Annotated in this window: 14 protein-coding genes and 1 pseudogene; 4 read left to right on the top strand and 11 right to left on the bottom strand. The window is 70.9% G+C overall.

What is annotated here, in order from left to right; genetic code table 11:
* Nucleotides 1-177 precede the first annotated feature (177 nt).
* From AB0J91_RS21580 to AB0J91_RS21565, 4 genes are all read right to left on the bottom strand, one after another.
* Nucleotides 178-1,476, bottom strand: a complete 1,299-nt coding sequence (locus AB0J91_RS21580; protein ID WP_363871669.1) for a geranylgeranyl reductase family protein — start codon at nucleotides 1,474-1,476, stop codon at nucleotides 178-180.
* Between the two features lie 254 nt (nucleotides 1,477-1,730).
* Entirely contained in the window at nucleotides 1,731-2,030 is a 300-nt protein-coding gene (locus tag AB0J91_RS21575) for a hypothetical protein (protein ID WP_210968335.1), read from the bottom strand.
* The gene (locus AB0J91_RS21570) at nucleotides 2,017-3,306 is read right to left on the bottom strand and encodes an acyclic terpene utilization AtuA family protein (protein ID WP_363871665.1); all 1,290 of its coding nucleotides are present in this window, start codon (nucleotides 3,304-3,306) and stop codon (nucleotides 2,017-2,019) included. Before AB0J91_RS21570 ends, AB0J91_RS21575 begins: the two co-directional genes overlap by 14 nt.
* A complete protein-coding gene (locus tag AB0J91_RS21565; protein ID WP_363871663.1) occupies nucleotides 3,307-4,578 on the bottom strand; it encodes a citrate:proton symporter in 1,272 nt (423 codons plus the stop codon).
* Nucleotides 4,579-4,675: 97 nt separating this feature from the next.
* On the opposite strand from AB0J91_RS21565, the gene AB0J91_RS21560 reads away from it, so the two are divergent.
* Nucleotides 4,676-5,593 (top strand): LysR family transcriptional regulator, encoded by a 918-nt coding sequence (locus AB0J91_RS21560; protein ID WP_363871660.1) that lies wholly within the window; start codon nucleotides 4,676-4,678, stop codon nucleotides 5,591-5,593.
* A gap of 21 nt (nucleotides 5,594-5,614) precedes the next feature.
* On the opposite strand, the gene AB0J91_RS21555 is transcribed toward AB0J91_RS21560, so the two are convergent.
* Both AB0J91_RS21555 and AB0J91_RS21550 read right to left on the bottom strand, forming a co-directional pair.
* The gene (locus AB0J91_RS21555) at nucleotides 5,615-6,304 is read right to left on the bottom strand and encodes a demethylmenaquinone methyltransferase (RefSeq protein ID WP_363871657.1); all 690 of its coding nucleotides are present in this window, start codon (nucleotides 6,302-6,304) and stop codon (nucleotides 5,615-5,617) included.
* Between the two features lie 34 nt (nucleotides 6,305-6,338).
* Nucleotides 6,339-7,463 carry a glycosyltransferase family 1 protein gene (locus AB0J91_RS21550; protein ID WP_363871654.1) on the bottom strand — a complete coding sequence of 375 codons (1,125 nt, stop codon included), beginning with the start codon at nucleotides 7,461-7,463 and terminating at the stop codon, nucleotides 6,339-6,341.
* A 177-nt stretch (nucleotides 7,464-7,640) separates the two neighbouring features.
* On the opposite strand from AB0J91_RS21550, the gene AB0J91_RS21545 reads away from it, so the two are divergent.
* Nucleotides 7,641-8,492 (top strand): inositol monophosphatase, encoded by an 852-nt coding sequence (locus AB0J91_RS21545; RefSeq protein ID WP_363871651.1) that lies wholly within the window; start codon nucleotides 7,641-7,643, stop codon nucleotides 8,490-8,492.
* Here AB0J91_RS21545 and AB0J91_RS21540 read toward each other — a convergent pair.
* The 3 genes from AB0J91_RS21540 to AB0J91_RS21530 form a co-directional block, all read right to left on the bottom strand.
* Nucleotides 8,485-9,000: a hypothetical protein gene (locus AB0J91_RS21540; protein ID WP_363871648.1), complete on the bottom strand. Its 516-nt coding sequence runs from the start codon at nucleotides 8,998-9,000 to the stop codon at nucleotides 8,485-8,487. The genes AB0J91_RS21545 and AB0J91_RS21540 overlap by 8 nt on opposite strands.
* 126 nt (nucleotides 9,001-9,126) lie before the next feature.
* The gene (paaC, locus tag AB0J91_RS21535) at nucleotides 9,127-10,059 is read right to left on the bottom strand and encodes a 1,2-phenylacetyl-CoA epoxidase subunit PaaC (protein WP_363871645.1); all 933 of its coding nucleotides are present in this window, start codon (nucleotides 10,057-10,059) and stop codon (nucleotides 9,127-9,129) included.
* Nucleotides 10,060-10,165: 106 nt separating this feature from the next.
* Nucleotides 10,166-10,543: a DUF3592 domain-containing protein gene (locus tag AB0J91_RS21530; protein ID WP_363871642.1), complete on the bottom strand. Its 378-nt coding sequence runs from the start codon at nucleotides 10,541-10,543 to the stop codon at nucleotides 10,166-10,168.
* Between the two features lie 208 nt (nucleotides 10,544-10,751).
* Between AB0J91_RS21530 and AB0J91_RS21525 the strand changes: the two genes are divergently transcribed.
* Entirely contained in the window at nucleotides 10,752-12,041 is a 1,290-nt protein-coding gene (locus AB0J91_RS21525; RefSeq protein WP_363871639.1) for an isochorismate synthase, read from the top strand.
* Nucleotides 12,042-12,045: 4 nt separating this feature from the next.
* On the opposite strand, the gene AB0J91_RS21520 is transcribed toward AB0J91_RS21525, so the two are convergent.
* The gene (locus AB0J91_RS21520) at nucleotides 12,046-13,545 is read right to left on the bottom strand and encodes a M1 family metallopeptidase (RefSeq protein ID WP_363871636.1); all 1,500 of its coding nucleotides are present in this window, start codon (nucleotides 13,543-13,545) and stop codon (nucleotides 12,046-12,048) included.
* Between the two features lie 247 nt (nucleotides 13,546-13,792).
* Complete coding sequence (gene menD / locus AB0J91_RS21515; protein WP_363871633.1) at nucleotides 13,793-15,472, bottom strand: 2-succinyl-5-enolpyruvyl-6-hydroxy-3-cyclohexene-1-carboxylic-acid synthase; 1,680 nt, start codon at nucleotides 15,470-15,472, stop codon at nucleotides 13,793-13,795.
* 133 nt (nucleotides 15,473-15,605) lie between these two features.
* Between menD and AB0J91_RS21510 the strand changes: the two are divergent.
* Nucleotides 15,606-15,709 (top strand): annotated as a pseudogene (locus AB0J91_RS21510) (1,4-dihydroxy-2-naphthoyl-CoA synthase); the annotation flags it as partial.

Raw genomic sequence — 15,709 nt, 5'->3', positions numbered from 1 at the left:
CCGGTTCCGAGTCTTGTGGCCCGGGACACACATCGTCAGTCCCCGCCGAGACGCAGGTCACGCCTCAGGCTTCTGGTGCGCACTCTATGCGGTCGCCCGAATCGGCTCCGTAGTGAGGCGTACCTAACTTTATGACTTCTCTCACGGTTACCGGGACATCTGACCAGACACTCAGGGTCACGCGCTAGGGGTGACGCGAGTAGTGGTGCTGATCACACGATCCATGACGTCCCCACCCTTCTCGTCGTAGAGATTTGCCAGCAGCTTCAACACGAAACGCATCAGAGTCCGCCGCGGCAGACCGTGCTTGGTGGCCATCCGCATGACCGTGGGATTGCCAATCAACTTGCTGAAGATATTGCCGAGCCGGAAGTAGCCGCCGAGCTCCTGCTGCACCGCCGTCGGGTACCGGCTCAGGGCTTGTTCCCGGGAGAACGCGGTCGGTCGCGCCATCGCGTGCACCGCGCACTCGGCCGCCAGCCGGGCCGACTGCATCGCGTAGGCGATGCCCTCGCCGTTGAACGGGTTGACCATGCCGCCCGCGTCGCCGACCAGCAGCAGGCCGTCGCGGTAGTGCGGGGTGCGGTTGAAGCCCATGGGCAGCGCGGCGCCGCCGATCTTGCCGGTGGCGTTGTCCTCCCGGAATCCCCACTCCTCGGGGGTCCCGTCCAGCCAGGACCGCAGCAACTGCCGGTAATCGGTCTTGCCGTAGGCCGACGAGGTGGACAGGATGCCCAGCCCGACGTTGACCGACCCGTCGCCCATGCCGAAGATCCAGCCGTACCCGGGCAGCAGCGTCGGGTCGGCCGGGTTGGACTTGTCCCACAGCTCCAGGTGCGACTCCAGGAACTCGTCCTTGGTGCGCGGGCTGGTGTAGTACCGGCGCACGGCCACGCCCATCGGCCGGTCGTCGCGCTTCTGGATGCCCACCGACAGGGCCAATCGAGCCGACACCCCGTCGCAGGCCACGACCAGCGGCGCCCGGTAGGTCACCGGCCTGCGCTCGGGTCCGGTCTTGGCCTCCACGCCGACGACCCGGCCGGTTCGCTCGTCGGTGATGGCGCCGCTGACGCTCGTCTGCTGGAACAGGCGGGCCCCGGCCAGCTGGGCGTTGCGGGCCAGCAGGTCGTCGAAGTCGTTGCGCGGGCGGACCACGCCGTAGGGCGGGAAGTCGGACAGGCTCGGCCAGTCGAGCTCCAGGCTGACTCCGCCGCCGACGACCCGCAGGCCCTTGTTGTGCAGCCAGCCGGCTTCTTCCCTGGTGTCGATGCCCAGGTCGATGAGCTGCTTGACGCCCCGTGGCGTGATCCCGTCGCCGCAGACCTTCTCCCGCGGGAAGACGCTCTTCTCCAGCAGCAGGACGTCCAGTCCCGCCCTGGCCAGGTACGTCGCAGCCGTCGAGCCGGCCGGGCCCGCTCCGACGACGATCACATCGGCGTCATCGTCCGGTCGGCGGCGGCTGGTGGCGCTGGTCATGACACTCCTCGAACTAGTGCAGTGCTCGGTGCGAAACCCGCTTGTGAACGAGTTCACTAACTCCGAGTCTAAGCCGCTGCACCAGCGCGATCGACCCTTTCGCGTAGGCCACCTGAGTGAGGAAACCCGCCGTCCGGTGGAACGCAGCGCGCCTCGCCGAGGGTCACCGGTGGGCGGTTCTTCTCCGAACCGACCGGGCAAAGCGGACATCGATCACGGACGGTTCGGACCACCGGCCCCACCAGCCCCTCGCGTCACAGATCCAGGGCGAGGAGGCGCGAGCTGAGGGTCTTGCCGTGGGTGTCCAGGGACAGGGACGTGGTCACGCCCCCGTCGAGCGCTCGGTGGCAGGTGAACTGCAGCGCCTTGAGCAGGGGGAGCTCGCAGCGGGTGACCTCGCCCCGGACCTGACCCGCGAGGTGGGCGCGGACGCGGTCCGCGGTGAGCTCCCGGCGCAGGCGGTCGTAGTCGGCGTCGTCGAGGGGGAACACCGACAGGATCGAGGTGTCGCCCTTGTCGCCCGCTCGGCAGTGCGCGATCTCATGCAGTCGCATCGTTCACCTCCAGGAACGTGACCTGCGATGTCACATCGGATCTGGGGATCAACGCGGAGACGATGCCGATCACCTCGCGCACGTCGGTGCGCACCCCACCGCCTCCGGCAGGGCCGTTGGTGTAGAGCGATTCGACCTCGTGGCAGACGATCTGCGCCGCCGTCCGGTCCTCCGCGATGGCGGCCACCCGCAGTCGGCACTCGCCGTCCGGATCGCCCATCGCCCCCAGCACGTCGGCGCGCACGCGCAGTCCGGCGCCGCGCAGCCGCCCGGTCACCACGTCCGCGGCCAGCCTCGCCCGATCGGCCGCCCCCGGTCCGGCGTAGCTGATGCCGCATTCGGCGCGGTGCCCCGCGCGGTAGCCGACGCTGACCTTCAGCTCTTCCGGCCGGGCCCGCCCGCGCGCCCCGCTGATGCGCACCCGATCCGCACCGGTCCGCTCGGCGCGGACCTCGCGGAAGTCCAGGACCACGTCGGGCGTGCGGTAGGCGGTCGGATCGGTGACCTCGTAGAGCAGCTGCTCGCGCACCGTCCCGACCGTCACCATCCCGCCGGTCCCGTCCGGTTTGCCGATGGTCGCGCTGCCGTCGGGGTCGACGTCGGCGAACGGGAACCCGAGCTCGGCCAGCCCGGGAACGTCCTTGACGCCCGGGTCGGCGAAGTAGCCGCCGGTCACCTGCCCCGCGCACTCCAGGACGTGGCCGACCAGCGTCGCTGCGGCGGCGCGCGATACGTCGTCGAGGTCCCAGCCCATCCGCTGCGCGATCGGCGCCACGAACAACGACGGGTCGGCGACCCGCCCGGTGATCACCACGTCCGCGTCCAGCGCGGGCAGCAGCGCCTCGGCACCGAGGTAGGCGTTGGCGGAGACGATCTCGCCGTGCTCGGCCAGCGGGATGCCGTCCTCCAGCGCGGGCGTGGCCGGGTCGAGCCGGTCCAGCACGTCGTCGCCGGTGACCACGGAGATGCGGCCGGTCAGCCCAGCGGCCGTCATCACCTCCCGCGTGACCTCGCCCGCCCGCAGCGGATGGGCGGCGCCCATGTTGGTGATCACCCGTGCTCCGTTCGGCACCGCGACCGGCAGCAAACGCTCGAACCGCGCGCGCAGCAACGGGTCGTAGCCCTGATCCGGATCGCCCAACCTGCGTTGCTGCCCGAGGGCGATGGTGCGCTCGGCCAGGCACTCCAGCACCAGGTCGTCCACACCCGCCCGCACGAGCTCCAGCGCCGGTTCGAGGCGGTCGCCGGCGAAACCGGCTCCACTGCCGATGCGCATCTACAGCACCCCCGTGACCAGTGCGACCGCCGTCATCACCAGCGTGGTGCCGAAGGCCCAGCCGAAGATGAACCGCTGGTGGTCGCCGAGATCGACCTTGGACATGCCGAGCAGGATGAACGTCGAGGCGGTCAGCGGGCTCAGCGGGAACCCGGTGGTCATCTGGCCGAGGATCGCCGCCCGCCCGATCGCGGCGGGATCGCCGCCGAACGCCGCGCTCGTCTCCGCCAGCACCGGCACGACCCCGTAGTAGAAGGCGTCGGGGGTGAAGACCAGGCTCAGCGGCATCCCGGCGATGGCCGTGACCACCGGCAGCAGAGCACCACCCGCGTCGGGGATGACCGCGACCAGGCTCTCGGCCATCGCCTTGATCATGCCGGTGCCGGTGAGGATGCCGGTGAACACGCCGGCCGCGAAGATCACCACGACGACCAGCACCACGTTGTAGGCGTGCTTGGCGAACAGCTCCTGCTGGCCCTGCCACGACGGGCGGTTGATCAGCAGCGCGACCAGGAAGGCCACCAGGAACAGCACCTCCAGGTCGGCGAGTTGGAACAGCAGGCAGCCGACCAGGGTCAGGGTCAGCGCCGCGTTGATCCAGAACCGAACGCGGTCCGCGCCGGTCAGCCGCACCCGCTCGCCCGCCTCGATGCTCACCACGCCGAGCCGCTTCCGCTCGGATCGGCCGATCAGGTAGGCGGCGACCAGCACCCAGCAGATGCCGGCGATCATGGCGGGCAGCACGGGCAGGAACAGCTGCGCGGAATCGAGCTTCAGCGCGGCCATCGCGCGGGCCGTCGGCCCACCCCACGGCACCATGTTCATGACTCCGGCGCCGAGGCACACCACGCCGGCCAGCACGATCCGGCGCATCCCCAGCCGCTGGTAGATCGGCAGCAGCGCGGAGACGGTGATCAGGAAGGTGGAGGCCCCGTCGCCGTCCAGCGCGACCAGCAGGGTCAGCAGCGCGGTGCCGACGGTGATCTTGAGCGGGTCGCCCTTGGCCCAGCGCAGGATGCGGGTGACGGCGGGGTCGAACAGCCCCGCGTCGATCATCAGGCTGAAGTACAGCACCGCGAAGGTGATCATGATGGCCACCGGGGCGACGGTGACCAGGCCATCGGCCACGAGCTCACCGAGCCCGGCGCCGTGACCGCTGAGCAGTGCCGCCGCGATCGGCACCAGGGTGAGCGCGAACAGCACCGACACCCTGCGCGAGAGCACCAGGGCGAGGAACACGCCGATCGTCAGGAATCCACTCGCGGCAAGCATGGGCAACCTCCGAACACCGCCGTTGGGCCGGACGGGAGAACTGTGATCCACCTCGCTCATGCTGGTCAAGCACTGATTCTTGATAGATTCATGCACCATGGGCATGGATCTGACCGTGCAGCAGCTCCGGCTGGTCCTCGCGGTGCACGACACCGGCGGGTTCACCGCCGCCGCCGAGCAGCTGCACCTGGCGCAGTCCTCGATCAGCCGCGCGGTGCGCGACGTCGAGCGCAGGCTCGGCATCACGCTGTTCCAGCGCACCACCCGCAACCTGGTCACCACGCCGGAGGGCGCCGAGTTCTGCCTGGTCGCGCGGCGGGTGGTGGACTCGTTCGACGCCGGGATCAACCACTTCCAAGGCTTTTTGGCAGGAACCCGCGGCCGCGTCCGGGTGGCGGCGCTGCCGTCGATGGCGGCGATCCTGCTGCCCCCGGTCGTCTCGGCCTACCGCGCGGAGCACCCGGACGTGGAGCTGTCGATCGAGGACGGCATGTCCGACGAGGTCCTGGCCAAGGTTCGCGCGGGCACCGTCGACCTGGGCGTCACGGTCGTCACCGAACCGCTGCCCGATCTGGCCGTGCACCCCATCGCCACCGACCGGATGTGCGCGGTGTTCCCGCAGCAGCACCGCTTCGCCGCGCGCGAGTCGCTGACCTGGGCGGAGCTGGCGACCGAACCGCACATCGCGTTCGCGCCGAACTCCAGCATCCGCCAGCACGCCGACCGCGCCTTCGCCGCCGCGGAGGCCCACCCCCGGATCGTTCTGGAATCCGGCAACATCACCGCGGTGGCGGGACTGGTAGCAGCGGGTCTCGGCACCGCCGTCATGCCCGGGATGGTCCTACCCCTGATCGCCTTCGCGGGCCTCGTCCACGTCCCCCTGGCGGCACCGGAGACTCACCGACGCATCGCGGTGATCCGCACTCCCCACCACCCGCAGCCCCCGGCCACCAGGGCTTTCACCCGAGCCCTCACCTGGACCAGGACCACGACCCCCGAAACCACCTGGCTCTGAGCCGCTTCCGCCCCGGGATGATCAGGACGGGTTCTTCGCGTGGTGAACCGTCACCACGCCGCTGGTCAGGTTCTTCCAGGTGGTGTCGGTCCAGCCGGCGTCGCCGATGAGCTCGGCGAGGGCTCGCTGGTCGGGCCAGGAGCGGATGGACTCGGCGAGGTAGACGTAGGCGTCCGGGTTGGAGGAGACCGCGCGGGCGATCGGTGGCAGCGCGCGCATCAGGTAGTTCATGTAGACGCCGCGGAAGGGCTGCCACGTCGGGGTGGAGAACTCGCACACCACCAGGCGACCGCCGGGCCGCACCACGCGGCGCATCTCGCGCAGGCCCGCGACCGTGTCGGCGAGGTTGCGCAGGCCGAAGGAGATCGTCGCGGCGTCGAAGGCGTCGTCGGCGAACGGCAGGTGCAGGGCGTCGGCCGCCACCAGCGGCACACCCCGGCCCTTGCCGACTGAGAGCATGCCCAGCGAGAAGTCGGCCGCGACGCAGTAGGCGCCGGAACGGGCGAACTCGACGGTCGACACGCCGCTCCCGGCAGCGAGGTCGAGGACCTTCTCGTCCTGCTGAGGCGCGAGCAGCTGCCGGGTCACCTTCCGCCAGCGCCGGTCCTGCCCGAAGGACAGCACGGTGTTGGTCAGGTCGTACCGACGCGCGACGCCGTCGAACATCGCCGCGACTTCGCGAGGGTTCTTGTCCAAGCCTGCCCGAGACACACCCGAAGCGTACGTGGCCCGCTCCGGAGCCGGTTCAGGCAGCTGCCGACTCCACGTACCCGCTCACCGCCGCGTAGTGATCCACCAACTGGCGGCACAGGGCCGGCCAGGTGCGACCCGCGACGGCGTTGCGGGCGTGGGTGCCGAAGCGCTCCCGCAGCGCGGGATCTCGCAGGTCGGCGATGGCGCGGCGCAAGGCCGCCGCGTGCTCGGCGTCGTCGTGCGCGGGCAGCAGGTAGCCGGTCCGCCCCACCTCGACCAGGTCGCGGGGCCCGCCCGCGTCCGGGGCGACGACGGCGACGCCGGAGGCCATCGCCTCCTGCACCGCCTGGCAGAACGTCTCGTGCGGACCGGTGTGCACGAACACGTCGAGGCTGGCGTAGATGCGGGCCAGCTCATCGCCGGTGCGCTGACCGAGGAACGCGGCGTTGGGCAGTTCCGCGTTCAACCGCTCGCGCTCCGGGCCGTCGCCGACCACGACCAGCCGCACGCCTGACGTGCCGTCCAGCTCGGCGAGCCGCTCGATGCGCTTCTCCGGCGCCAATCGGCCGACGTATCCCACCAGCAGTTCACCGTTCGGAGCCAGCTCGGCCCGCAGCTGCTCGTCGCGCTTGCGCGGCGTGAACCGCTCGGTGTCGACGCCGCGACCCCACCGGTGCACGCGCGGAACGCCGTGCTCGCGCAGCGTCTCCACCGCCCACGTCGAGGGGGCCAGCGTGCGGTCGGCGTGGCAGTGCAGGCGGCGGATCCACTTCCACGCCGCCTTCGCGGTCAGCCCGAGCCCGTAGGACTCGGCGAAACCCGCCACATCGGTCTGGTAGACGGCGACCGTCGGGACACCCAGCCGACGTGCGGCGTTCATCCCGCGCGCCCCCACCACGAACGGCGAAGCCAGGTGCACCACGTCGGGCGCGAACTCCTGGAGCCCGCGCAGCACGCGGCGGCTCGGGAACCCGATGGGCAGCGACGACACCATCGGCAGGTCCACCGCGGGCAGTCTGATGACGGGGAAGCCCGCGTACTCGTCCGGACCGGGTCCGGGGGCGATGACCAGGGCCTGGTCGCCTCGACGACGCAAGTGCTCCAGCACCCGCAACACCGAGTTCGTCACTCCGTTGATCTGCGGCAGGAAGCTCTCGGTCACGATCGCGATGCGCACGGACAACACGGTCGCCGCCGGTTCCGGCGAGCAGCCGAAGGCAACGTGACACGATCCCCAACGACAACCGAAGAGCACCCCAACTCGCCCATCGGCCCGCAAACGTGGCTTGCGGCTCCACGGCCGGTCACCTTCACGTTGCTGAGCGGTCACTCGCCGCGCGGAGGCTGGGGACGCATGACGGCCCTGCCTACTCCACCCGCCCAGATCGAACCGGCCCTGGTGTCGCGGGCGTTCGAGGTCGCCGGTCGGCTGGCCAACGACGCCGCCGACGTCATCATCGCGACCGCGGGCAGAGGGGCGCGGCCCGAGCCCAGCGAGTCGCCGTTCGACTGGGTCACCGACACCGGCCGCACGCTGGAACGGCACACCCGCCGCATCCTCGCCGACGAGTTCCCCGGCACCCCCGTGTTCGGGGAGGAGTTCGGTGAAGAACCGAGCGTGCCACCGCAGCAGGGCGCCTCGGAGTTCCGCTGGTCGGTCGACCCGGTGGACGGCACCGCCAACTACGTGGCCGGGCTGCCCTGGTGCGCCTACAGCCTGGCGATGCTCGACGGTTTCGGGCCGGTGGTCGGCGTGGTCGCCGACCCGTACCGGACCCAGATCTACGCGGCCGCGCGAGGCCGGGGCATGCGGGCCAACGGCACACCGGTGCGGTTGCCCGACCGCTCCGAGATACGCGGCGGCATCGTGTGCACCGAGCTGACCAAGAACGGGCCGTGGCCGGGCATGGACCGGTTCATCACCAACGCTGCCAGCGCGCAGGTCGGCGTGCGTTTACTGGGCTCTCCGGCGCTGGCCATCACCCAGGTCGCCCTCGGCCACACCATCGCCGCCGTGCTCGACGACTACGAGGAGTGGGACGTCGCCGGGGCGCTCGCGCTGGCCACCGAGGCCGGTGCCACGGTCCTCGACCGGCGCGGAGAGCCGAACCCGCTGCCGCGCGACGGGCTGCTCGTCGCCGCGCCCGGTGCGGCCGTCGAGGTCCACGAGTGGTGGGCGCAGGCGGCCGAGGTGCCGGCTAGCTGACCGGCTCCGGCAGGACCGCCGAGATCGGGCGCAGCAGCGGGAACCGCCCGCGCAGCTCGCCCACCCGCTCGGGATCGGGGTCCTCGACGAGTTCGAGAACCTCACCTGTGACCGCGCCGAAGCGCTTCTCGGCCTCGGCCAGCTCGTCCCGCACCCGGCCCGCGATCTCGACGTCGCGAGAGGTCGCCCCCAGACCCCGGCCGAGTTCGGCGAGCACGCGCAGGTTGGGCAGCTCGGCGTCCATCCTGCGCACGACGGTCAGCAACCGGTTGCGGGCCTGCTGCGAAGACATCGCCTCGACCGCCCGGCTCGCCCGCAGCACCGCCTGCTCGCAGTGCTGCACGAACGGCCCCCAGCCGTCCGGCTCCCGCTGCGGCAGCGGCTCCGGTGCGGGTTCGGGATCCTCCACGACCTGCTCGGCGGGACGTCTGCGCACCACGAGCACCAAACCCGCACCGGCACATCCCGCCATCAACCCTATGAGCACCTGCAACCAGATCTCGGCCATCCGCGTTGCGCCCTTCCACTAGTCCCCGACCGAGGAACGCGGAAGACCCCCAGGCCACTGCTTCCGACGCTCCGATACCCCCTCGATCACTGTGCGCCCGGCCGGTGCTCATCGGCTTGCGGGGAACTACTCATCTTCCATTGCATTTCTGAAACTTCGCTCGTCCTGCGGCTTCTGCGCGGAGCGACCGCTGGCCAGCCCCGCCCTGACCAGGTACTGCATGTCGGCCAGCAGGAACTCCATGGATTCGGTGTGCGCGCCGTCGCGACCGCCCGGCCGGACGAAATCGCCGAACTCGGTGGGTGCCGGGCGCTGGAGGCGAGCGATGGAGAACACCTCGTCGAGCCCCTGACCCACCCCAACGCGCAGGCGGGAGGGGTCCACGCCGCAGCCGGCGTCGGCCAGCCGCGCTTCGACCGGGTGCGCGACGAACAGCTCCGCGGCAAGCGGCCACACGCGCTGCAACCCGGCGCTCATCAGCCACGATCCGCCGGGCCCGTGATCACCCAGCTTGATCACCCACTGCGCGGCGTGGTCCCGGTGTTCCGCGAGCCGGTGCAGCGACCGCGCCGCCAGCGTCCCCAGCACCGCGTCCCTGCAGGTGACGAGTTCCTCGAAGACCGCGAGGCGCCAGGTGGTGAACAGCAGCAGGCGGGCCACCGTGGTCGAGAAGTCACCGCCCGGCCCAGGACCGCAGTCGATCTCCGCCAACCGCACGTTCCGGTACTCGCCGGGTCCCCGCTGGTAGGCGAGCAGGTCCTCGTCATGCTCACCGCGCACCTCGACGGCCCGGCCGAGCAGGATCCGCGCCTGTCCGAGCAGGTCGTAGGCGATCTCCCCGAGCGCTGCGGACTCCTCCAGACCTGCGCGCATCCCCCACTCGGTCAGCCGGTGGGCGAGCACCAGGGCGTCGTCCCCGAGCATCGTGCAGTACAGCGCCAGATCGGCGGGATCCACCTCAGCGGGCACCGACCGGTCGACGGTGGACAGCACCGGAGCACCGAGCACCCACTGCTGCTGCACCTGCGGCGAGTCGGACAACGCTCTAGGGGTGTTCATGGGCAACGACCTCGCAGACGCGGGGTCGGCCCTTCGGCGTGTGACCACCGACCCCCTTGCGGCGGATACCCAGTTTCGCACCGGCCGAAAGGCCCCGGAAGGGTCCTCAGTCCCTGTCGGATCTCCTGAGCAGCCAATACGTCGGCAGCAGCACCGCCCACAGGACCGCCAGCGCGCTGAGGACCGGCAGCAGCGAGATCACCGCGGTGCGGCCCGCGACGCGCACCAGGTCGGGGTTGCGGGAGTCGTACTCGACTCGCACCAGCTGCCCCGCCTGCAGGTCGGTCGGGTAGATCACGCCGTTCGGCGGGATGTAGACGCGCCCGTCCTCGGTGTTGAACCGCACCACGGTCCGGGTCAGCGAGGTGTCCACGACTTCGGCCACCGCCTGGCCCCGGGATTCCACGATCGTGCGGTCGTTGATGAAGCAGGCACCGATGATCGACAGTCCCATGACCGACAGCAACAAGCCAGTGATCAGCACACCTCGTGCCACTCGGCGGCGAACCCGCCCAGGCGAGGGCTGTACCACCGACTGGTCACCGTCCGTGTCTGAGCCGGTCACCGAGTCGGCCGCGTCCTGGGTCACCGCGTCGCCTGCCACGGTGACCGATTGTAGGGGCCGGGGGTCGTGGCCAGGGCCACGCGGCCGGTCAGCCCACCCGGATCCGCACTCCGAATACGCTCCAAGCGTGGCGACTACATCCAGGCGGCTGACGGCGCGCACCCGCAGACTCGATCCTGCCGACCCACGGCACGACCGCCCGCTGCTGGACCTGCTCCCCGGCGGCGAGTCGCTGAGCTGGGTCCGCGAGGGCCAGGGCCTGGTCGGATGGGGCTGCGCGGCGCGGCTGAACACCTCCGGCACGGATCGCTTCACCGACTCCGACGCGTGGTGGCGGCAGCTGTGCGGGCACATCGACGTCGATGACGCGGTGGGGCTGCCCGGCTGCGGACCGGTGGCCTTCACCAGCCTGGCCTTCGCAGGCCGCCCCGGCGACTCGGTCCTGGTGCTGCCCGAGGTGATCATCGGGGAGCGGGACGGCGTCCGCTGGATCACCACCATCGGCGACGCGCCCGAACCGGAACCCGAGCCGGTGCGCCAGCCCGGAACCGTCTCCTACAGCGATGGCCGACTGTCGTCCACGGCATACCGGCAGGCGGTGACCGAGGCGGTCCGGCTGATGCGCGAATCCCGTGGTGGGCTCCGCAAGGTCGTGCTCGCGCACGACCTCGTCGCCAACACCTCCGAGCCGCTCGACGAGCGCTTCCTGCTGCACAACCTGGCCGCGCGCTACGCGAACTGCTGGACCTTCGCGGTCGACGGCCTGGTCGGCGCCACCCCGGAGCTGCTGCTGGAGCGGCGCGGGTACGAGGTCCGCTCCCGGGTGCTGGCGGGCACGGCCTGGCCGCACACCGGCCGCACCGACGACGAGATCGCCGCAGAACTGCTCGACTCCGCCAAGAACCGCAGCGAGCACGCCTACGCCGCCGAGTCGCTGGCCGAGAAGCTGCGCCCGTTCTGCAGCGAGCTGTCGGTGCCGACGTCGCCGTCGGTGCTGCGGCTGCGCAACGTGCTGCACCTGGCCACCGACGTCGAAGGCAAGCTGGCCGACACGCCCGACGGGTCGGGGCTGCTGCACCTCGTCGAAGCGGTGCACCCCACGGCGGCGGTCGGTGGCACCCCGACCGAGGACGCCGTGCCGCTGATCTCCGAGCTCGAAGGCATGGACCGCGGCCGCTACGCGGGCCCGGTCGGCTGGGTCGACGGCGCGGGCAACGGCGAACTCGGCATCGCGCTGCGCTGCGGGCAGATCGAACAGCAGAGCACCGCCGAAGCGGGCTCCGGCGGTGCTCGTGGCGGCCGGGTCCGGCTGTTCGCCGGAGGCGGGATCGTGCCCGACTCCGACCCGGACCTGGAGGTGGCCGAGGTCGAGGCGAAGCTCCTCCCGGTGCGCGAAGCCCTGGAAGGAGTTCGCTGACCGGCTAGTGGTCGTGGAGGTGTTCGTGCGCGCGGTCGATCTCGGCGACCGCCGGCGGCGTGGGCACGCTCTCCCGGGCCGCGCTGGCCGCGACGCCTGCCGCCGGGTTCACCGCGGGCTTGCCCTTGGTGAACAGCCAGGTGTTGAAGACCTCGTCGAGCTGCTTGCCGGACTTCTGCTCCGCCAACTCGATGAACTGCTCGATGGTGCCGGTCGAGAAGCGGTGCTCCGCCGCCCAGGTGCGGGTGATGTCCAGCATGGCCTCGTCGCCGACGACGCTGCGCAGCGCGTGCAGCGTCATCGCGCCCCGGTCGTAGACGGCGTCGTGGAAGACGTTCTCGGCACCCGGGTCTCCCGGAAGGACCTGCCAGAACGGGTCATCCGCCGGGTAGGAGTTGTAGTAGTGGTCGAACAGCTCCTGCGCGGTGCCGGTGCCCTGCGCCTCCGACCACAACCACTCCGCGTAGGACGCGAATCCCTCGTTGATCCAGATGTCGCGCCAGGTGTCCACCGACACCGAGTCGCCGAACCACTGGTGGGCGTTCTCGTGCACGACCACCGACGTGTTCGCCGCGCTTTGGAAGAACTTGTGGCTGTAGGTCGGGCGGGTCTGGTTCTCCAGGGCGAAGTTCAGGCCCTCGGACGGGACGACGCCGCCCTGCGCGGAGAACGGGTACTCACCGAACAGCTGGGTCAGGAAGTCCACGACCTCCGGGGTGCGCTCGATGCTGGCCTTGGCCGGTCCGGCCAGCGGGCCGAGCTTGTCGGAGTAGGCGGTGACGAACGGCTGGCCGAACGCACCGGTCTTGCTGCTGATCTCGTACTGGCCGATGGTCATGAACGCCAGGTAGGTGGCGGTCGGCTCGGTGTTGCGCCAGTTCCAGGTGGTCCACCCGCCCAGGCTGTTGTTGCGGGTGTTCACCCCGTTGGAGATGGCCTCGGTGCCGTCGGGCACGGTCACCGCCACGTCGTAGGTGGCCTTGTCCCTCGGGTGGTCGTTGCCGGGGAACCACCAGGAGGAGATCTCCGGCTGGCCGATCGCCAACGCCCCGTCGGAGGTGCGCACCCACGGGTTGAGGCCGTTGAACTCCGCGGTCGACGGCGTGCCCTCGTACTCCACGACGAAGGTCGCCATCTCACCCTGCGGCAGGGTCGCCGGCGGGGTCACGGTGAGCTCCAGGCCGTTCTGGGCGAACTGCGCCGGCATGCCGTTGACCCGCACCGACTTCGCGGTGAGGGCGAAGTCCAGGTTGAACGCCGTCAGGTCCTGCGTGGCGGTCGCGACGATCGTCGCGGTGCCCTGCAGGTGGTCGTCGGCGGGTTGGTAGCGCAGCTGCAGGTCGTAGTGGGAGACGTCGTAGCCGCCGTTGCCGTAACCGGGGAAATAAGCGTCGCCCGCTCCCGGCGCGCCTGGCCCTTCGCTTCCCGCCAACGCCGGCGCGGCGAGCACCTCGCTCGCGCAGCAGGCCGCGATCACCGCGCGCAGGCCCTGTCGTCGAATCACCCTGCCACCTCCTCGAACTTCTTGGTCCGATCAGGAGACTAGGCAAACACGTTCACACCGGCTGCGCTTTTCGCATCGAGTTTTTCCCATCACCACGCGGAAAAACGCGAATACACACCAACGGGCTAACGCGCCCGTCCGACCACAGTGGCCGGACGCACCCCGACCCACCTGCGACTGAAACAGGGTGTTCACGCTTCTGCGACGCACATCGGGTTCCGCCGCAACGACTTTCGCGCGGGCGTCCTCAGCCGAGCAGCGCGGAGCGGACGGCCGCGTGCAGCCGTTGGTGCACCGCGCGCAGCTCGTCCCGGTTGGCACGCACCTCGACGACGCGCAGGCCGGGTTTGGGCCGCAGCGCCTCGCGGAGTTCGGCGTGGCCCGGCACCTGGACGTGCTCGACCCGGTGCGCCGCGCACAGCTGCGCCAGGTCGGTGCCGTGCGGCGTGCCGAAGACGCGGTCGAAGGAGTCGCTGTGCTCCGGACCGCCCTGCTCCAGCAGGCTGAAGATGCCTCCGCCGTCGTCGTTGAACACCACGATCGTCAGGTCCGGCCGCTGCTCGTACGGGCCGAGCATCAGACCGTTGCTGTCGTGCAGGAACGTCAGGTCGCCCAGCAGCGCGTACGCCGGGCCGCCGTGGCCGGTGGCCGCGCCGAGCGCCGTGGACACCGTCCCGTCGATGCCGGCCGCACCCCGGTTGCGGTGCACCAGCACGTCGGGCCGTTGCCGCGCGGCGAGCGCGACGTCCCGGCTCGGGTTCGACGACCCGAGCACCAGCAACGAGTTCTCCGGCAGCGCGTCGACCACCTCGCGAGCCACCGCCGGGCCGTTCGGCCACCGCTCAAGGTCGAGGGCGGCGTGCAGCGCAGCGGAAGCCTTCTGGTCGGCCTGCTGCCAGGCCGTCAGCCACTGGGGGTCAACGGGTCCGGGACCTTCGGAGTCGGTCCCGAAGGTCTCGGCGACCTCCCGCACGTCGTGCGCGGGCGCGGGCCAGCCGATCCCGCCGTGCGCGAGCAGCACCTCCACCCCGGAATCGGCGAGCAGCTGCTGGACCTGGCGGAACACCGTCGGGCGTCCCACGCACAGCACCTGCTCGGGCCGGTGCTCGCGAATGAACTCGGGCAGGCTGAGGAGCCACATCCCGGTGCTGATCGCAGCCGGGCCGGACACCCCGACGCCGCCGACCTCCGACAGCACGGGCCAGCCGACGCGCTCGCCCCAGGCGCTCGCCTCCTCGGCACCCCAGTCGCCCACCAGCACCAGACCGCGACCGGAGCTCAACCGCCCCAGCGAGCTCGGCGACGATCCGCGGTCGGCGACCTCGGTCCACCGCTCACCGCCCGGTCGTCCCTCCAGCGGCTCGAACCAGTCGGCGTCGCCGTCGGGCACCAGGGGCTCCCGGAACGGCAGGTTGAGGTGCACCGGCCCGCCGCGCATGCCGCACGCCGCAGCAGCCCAGGCGCGGCACACCTGACTCCGCCAGTAGGCGTTCTGCCCGGAACGAGCCTCGGCGACGCCGAGCTCGTCGAACAACCGCACCTCGCTGCCGTACAGCCGGTGCTGGTCGATGGTCTGGTTCGCTCCCGCCGCGCGCAGCTCCGGCGGCCGGTCGGCCGTGATCACCAACAGCGGCACCCCGGCGTGGTAAGCCTCGCTGACCGCAGGGTGCAGGTTGCTCGCGGCGGTGCCGGAGGTGCAGAACACCGGAACCGGCTGACGGGTGCGCGCGGCCAGGCCCAGGGCCAGGAAGCCGGCGCTGCGCTCGTCGATCCGCACGTGCAGCCTCAAACGCGCAGCGTGCGCGGCCCGGTGCAGAGCGTAGGCGAGAGGTGCGTTGCGCGACCCCGGGGCGAGCACCGCGTGGCGCACCCCGTTTCGGACGAGCTCGTCGACGATGACCTCAGCCTGGGCTGTGGACGGGTTCAACCGATCACCTCTGAAATCGCCTGGCGGACAACGGCGGAGGGTCCGCGGCTCCCTCCGTCGACGTCCACGCAAGCACCGGGCGGTCGCGGGGAGGACCCCGCGCCGAGCACTTGCGCCCCCTATTGTCCCAGGTGTGCAGAATCCCGTTGTCTCTGAGCTGTTCGATCCGAAGTTGTGGGAGCCCATCGAGGGCTTCGACTTCACCGACATCACCTATCACCGCTGCGTCGAGGACGG

It is taken from the genome of Saccharopolyspora sp. NPDC049357 (genome assembly GCF_040677225.1).
Lineage (GTDB): Bacteria > Actinomycetota > Actinomycetes > Mycobacteriales > Pseudonocardiaceae > Saccharopolyspora.
The sequence above is the reverse complement of the archived record's forward strand: the minus strand, read 5'-3'. Positions and strand labels throughout refer to the sequence as shown.

Bases quoted from the DNA above. Each gene is read 5' to 3' on its own strand.
- AB0J91_RS21575 (WP_210968335.1), bottom strand. From the start codon at position 2,030: ATGCGACTGCATGAGATCGCGCACTGCCGAGCGGGCGACAAGGGCGAC.
- AB0J91_RS21545 (WP_363871651.1), top strand. From the start codon at position 7,641: ATGACGGCCCTGCCTACTCCACCCGCCCAGATCGAACCGGCCCTGGTG.
- AB0J91_RS21570 (WP_363871665.1), bottom strand. From the start codon at position 3,306: ATGCGCATCGGCAGTGGAGCCGGTTTCGCCGGCGACCGCCTCGAACCG.
- AB0J91_RS21565 (WP_363871663.1), bottom strand. From the start codon at position 4,578: ATGCTTGCCGCGAGTGGATTCCTGACGATCGGCGTGTTCCTCGCCCTG.
- AB0J91_RS21560 (WP_363871660.1), top strand. From the start codon at position 4,676: ATGGGCATGGATCTGACCGTGCAGCAGCTCCGGCTGGTCCTCGCGGTG.
- AB0J91_RS21540 (WP_363871648.1), bottom strand. From the start codon at position 9,000: ATGGCCGAGATCTGGTTGCAGGTGCTCATAGGGTTGATGGCGGGATGT.
- AB0J91_RS21580 (WP_363871669.1), bottom strand. From the start codon at position 1,476: ATGACCAGCGCCACCAGCCGCCGCCGACCGGACGATGACGCCGATGTG.
- paaC (WP_363871645.1), bottom strand. From the start codon at position 10,059: ATGAACACCCCTAGAGCGTTGTCCGACTCGCCGCAGGTGCAGCAGCAG.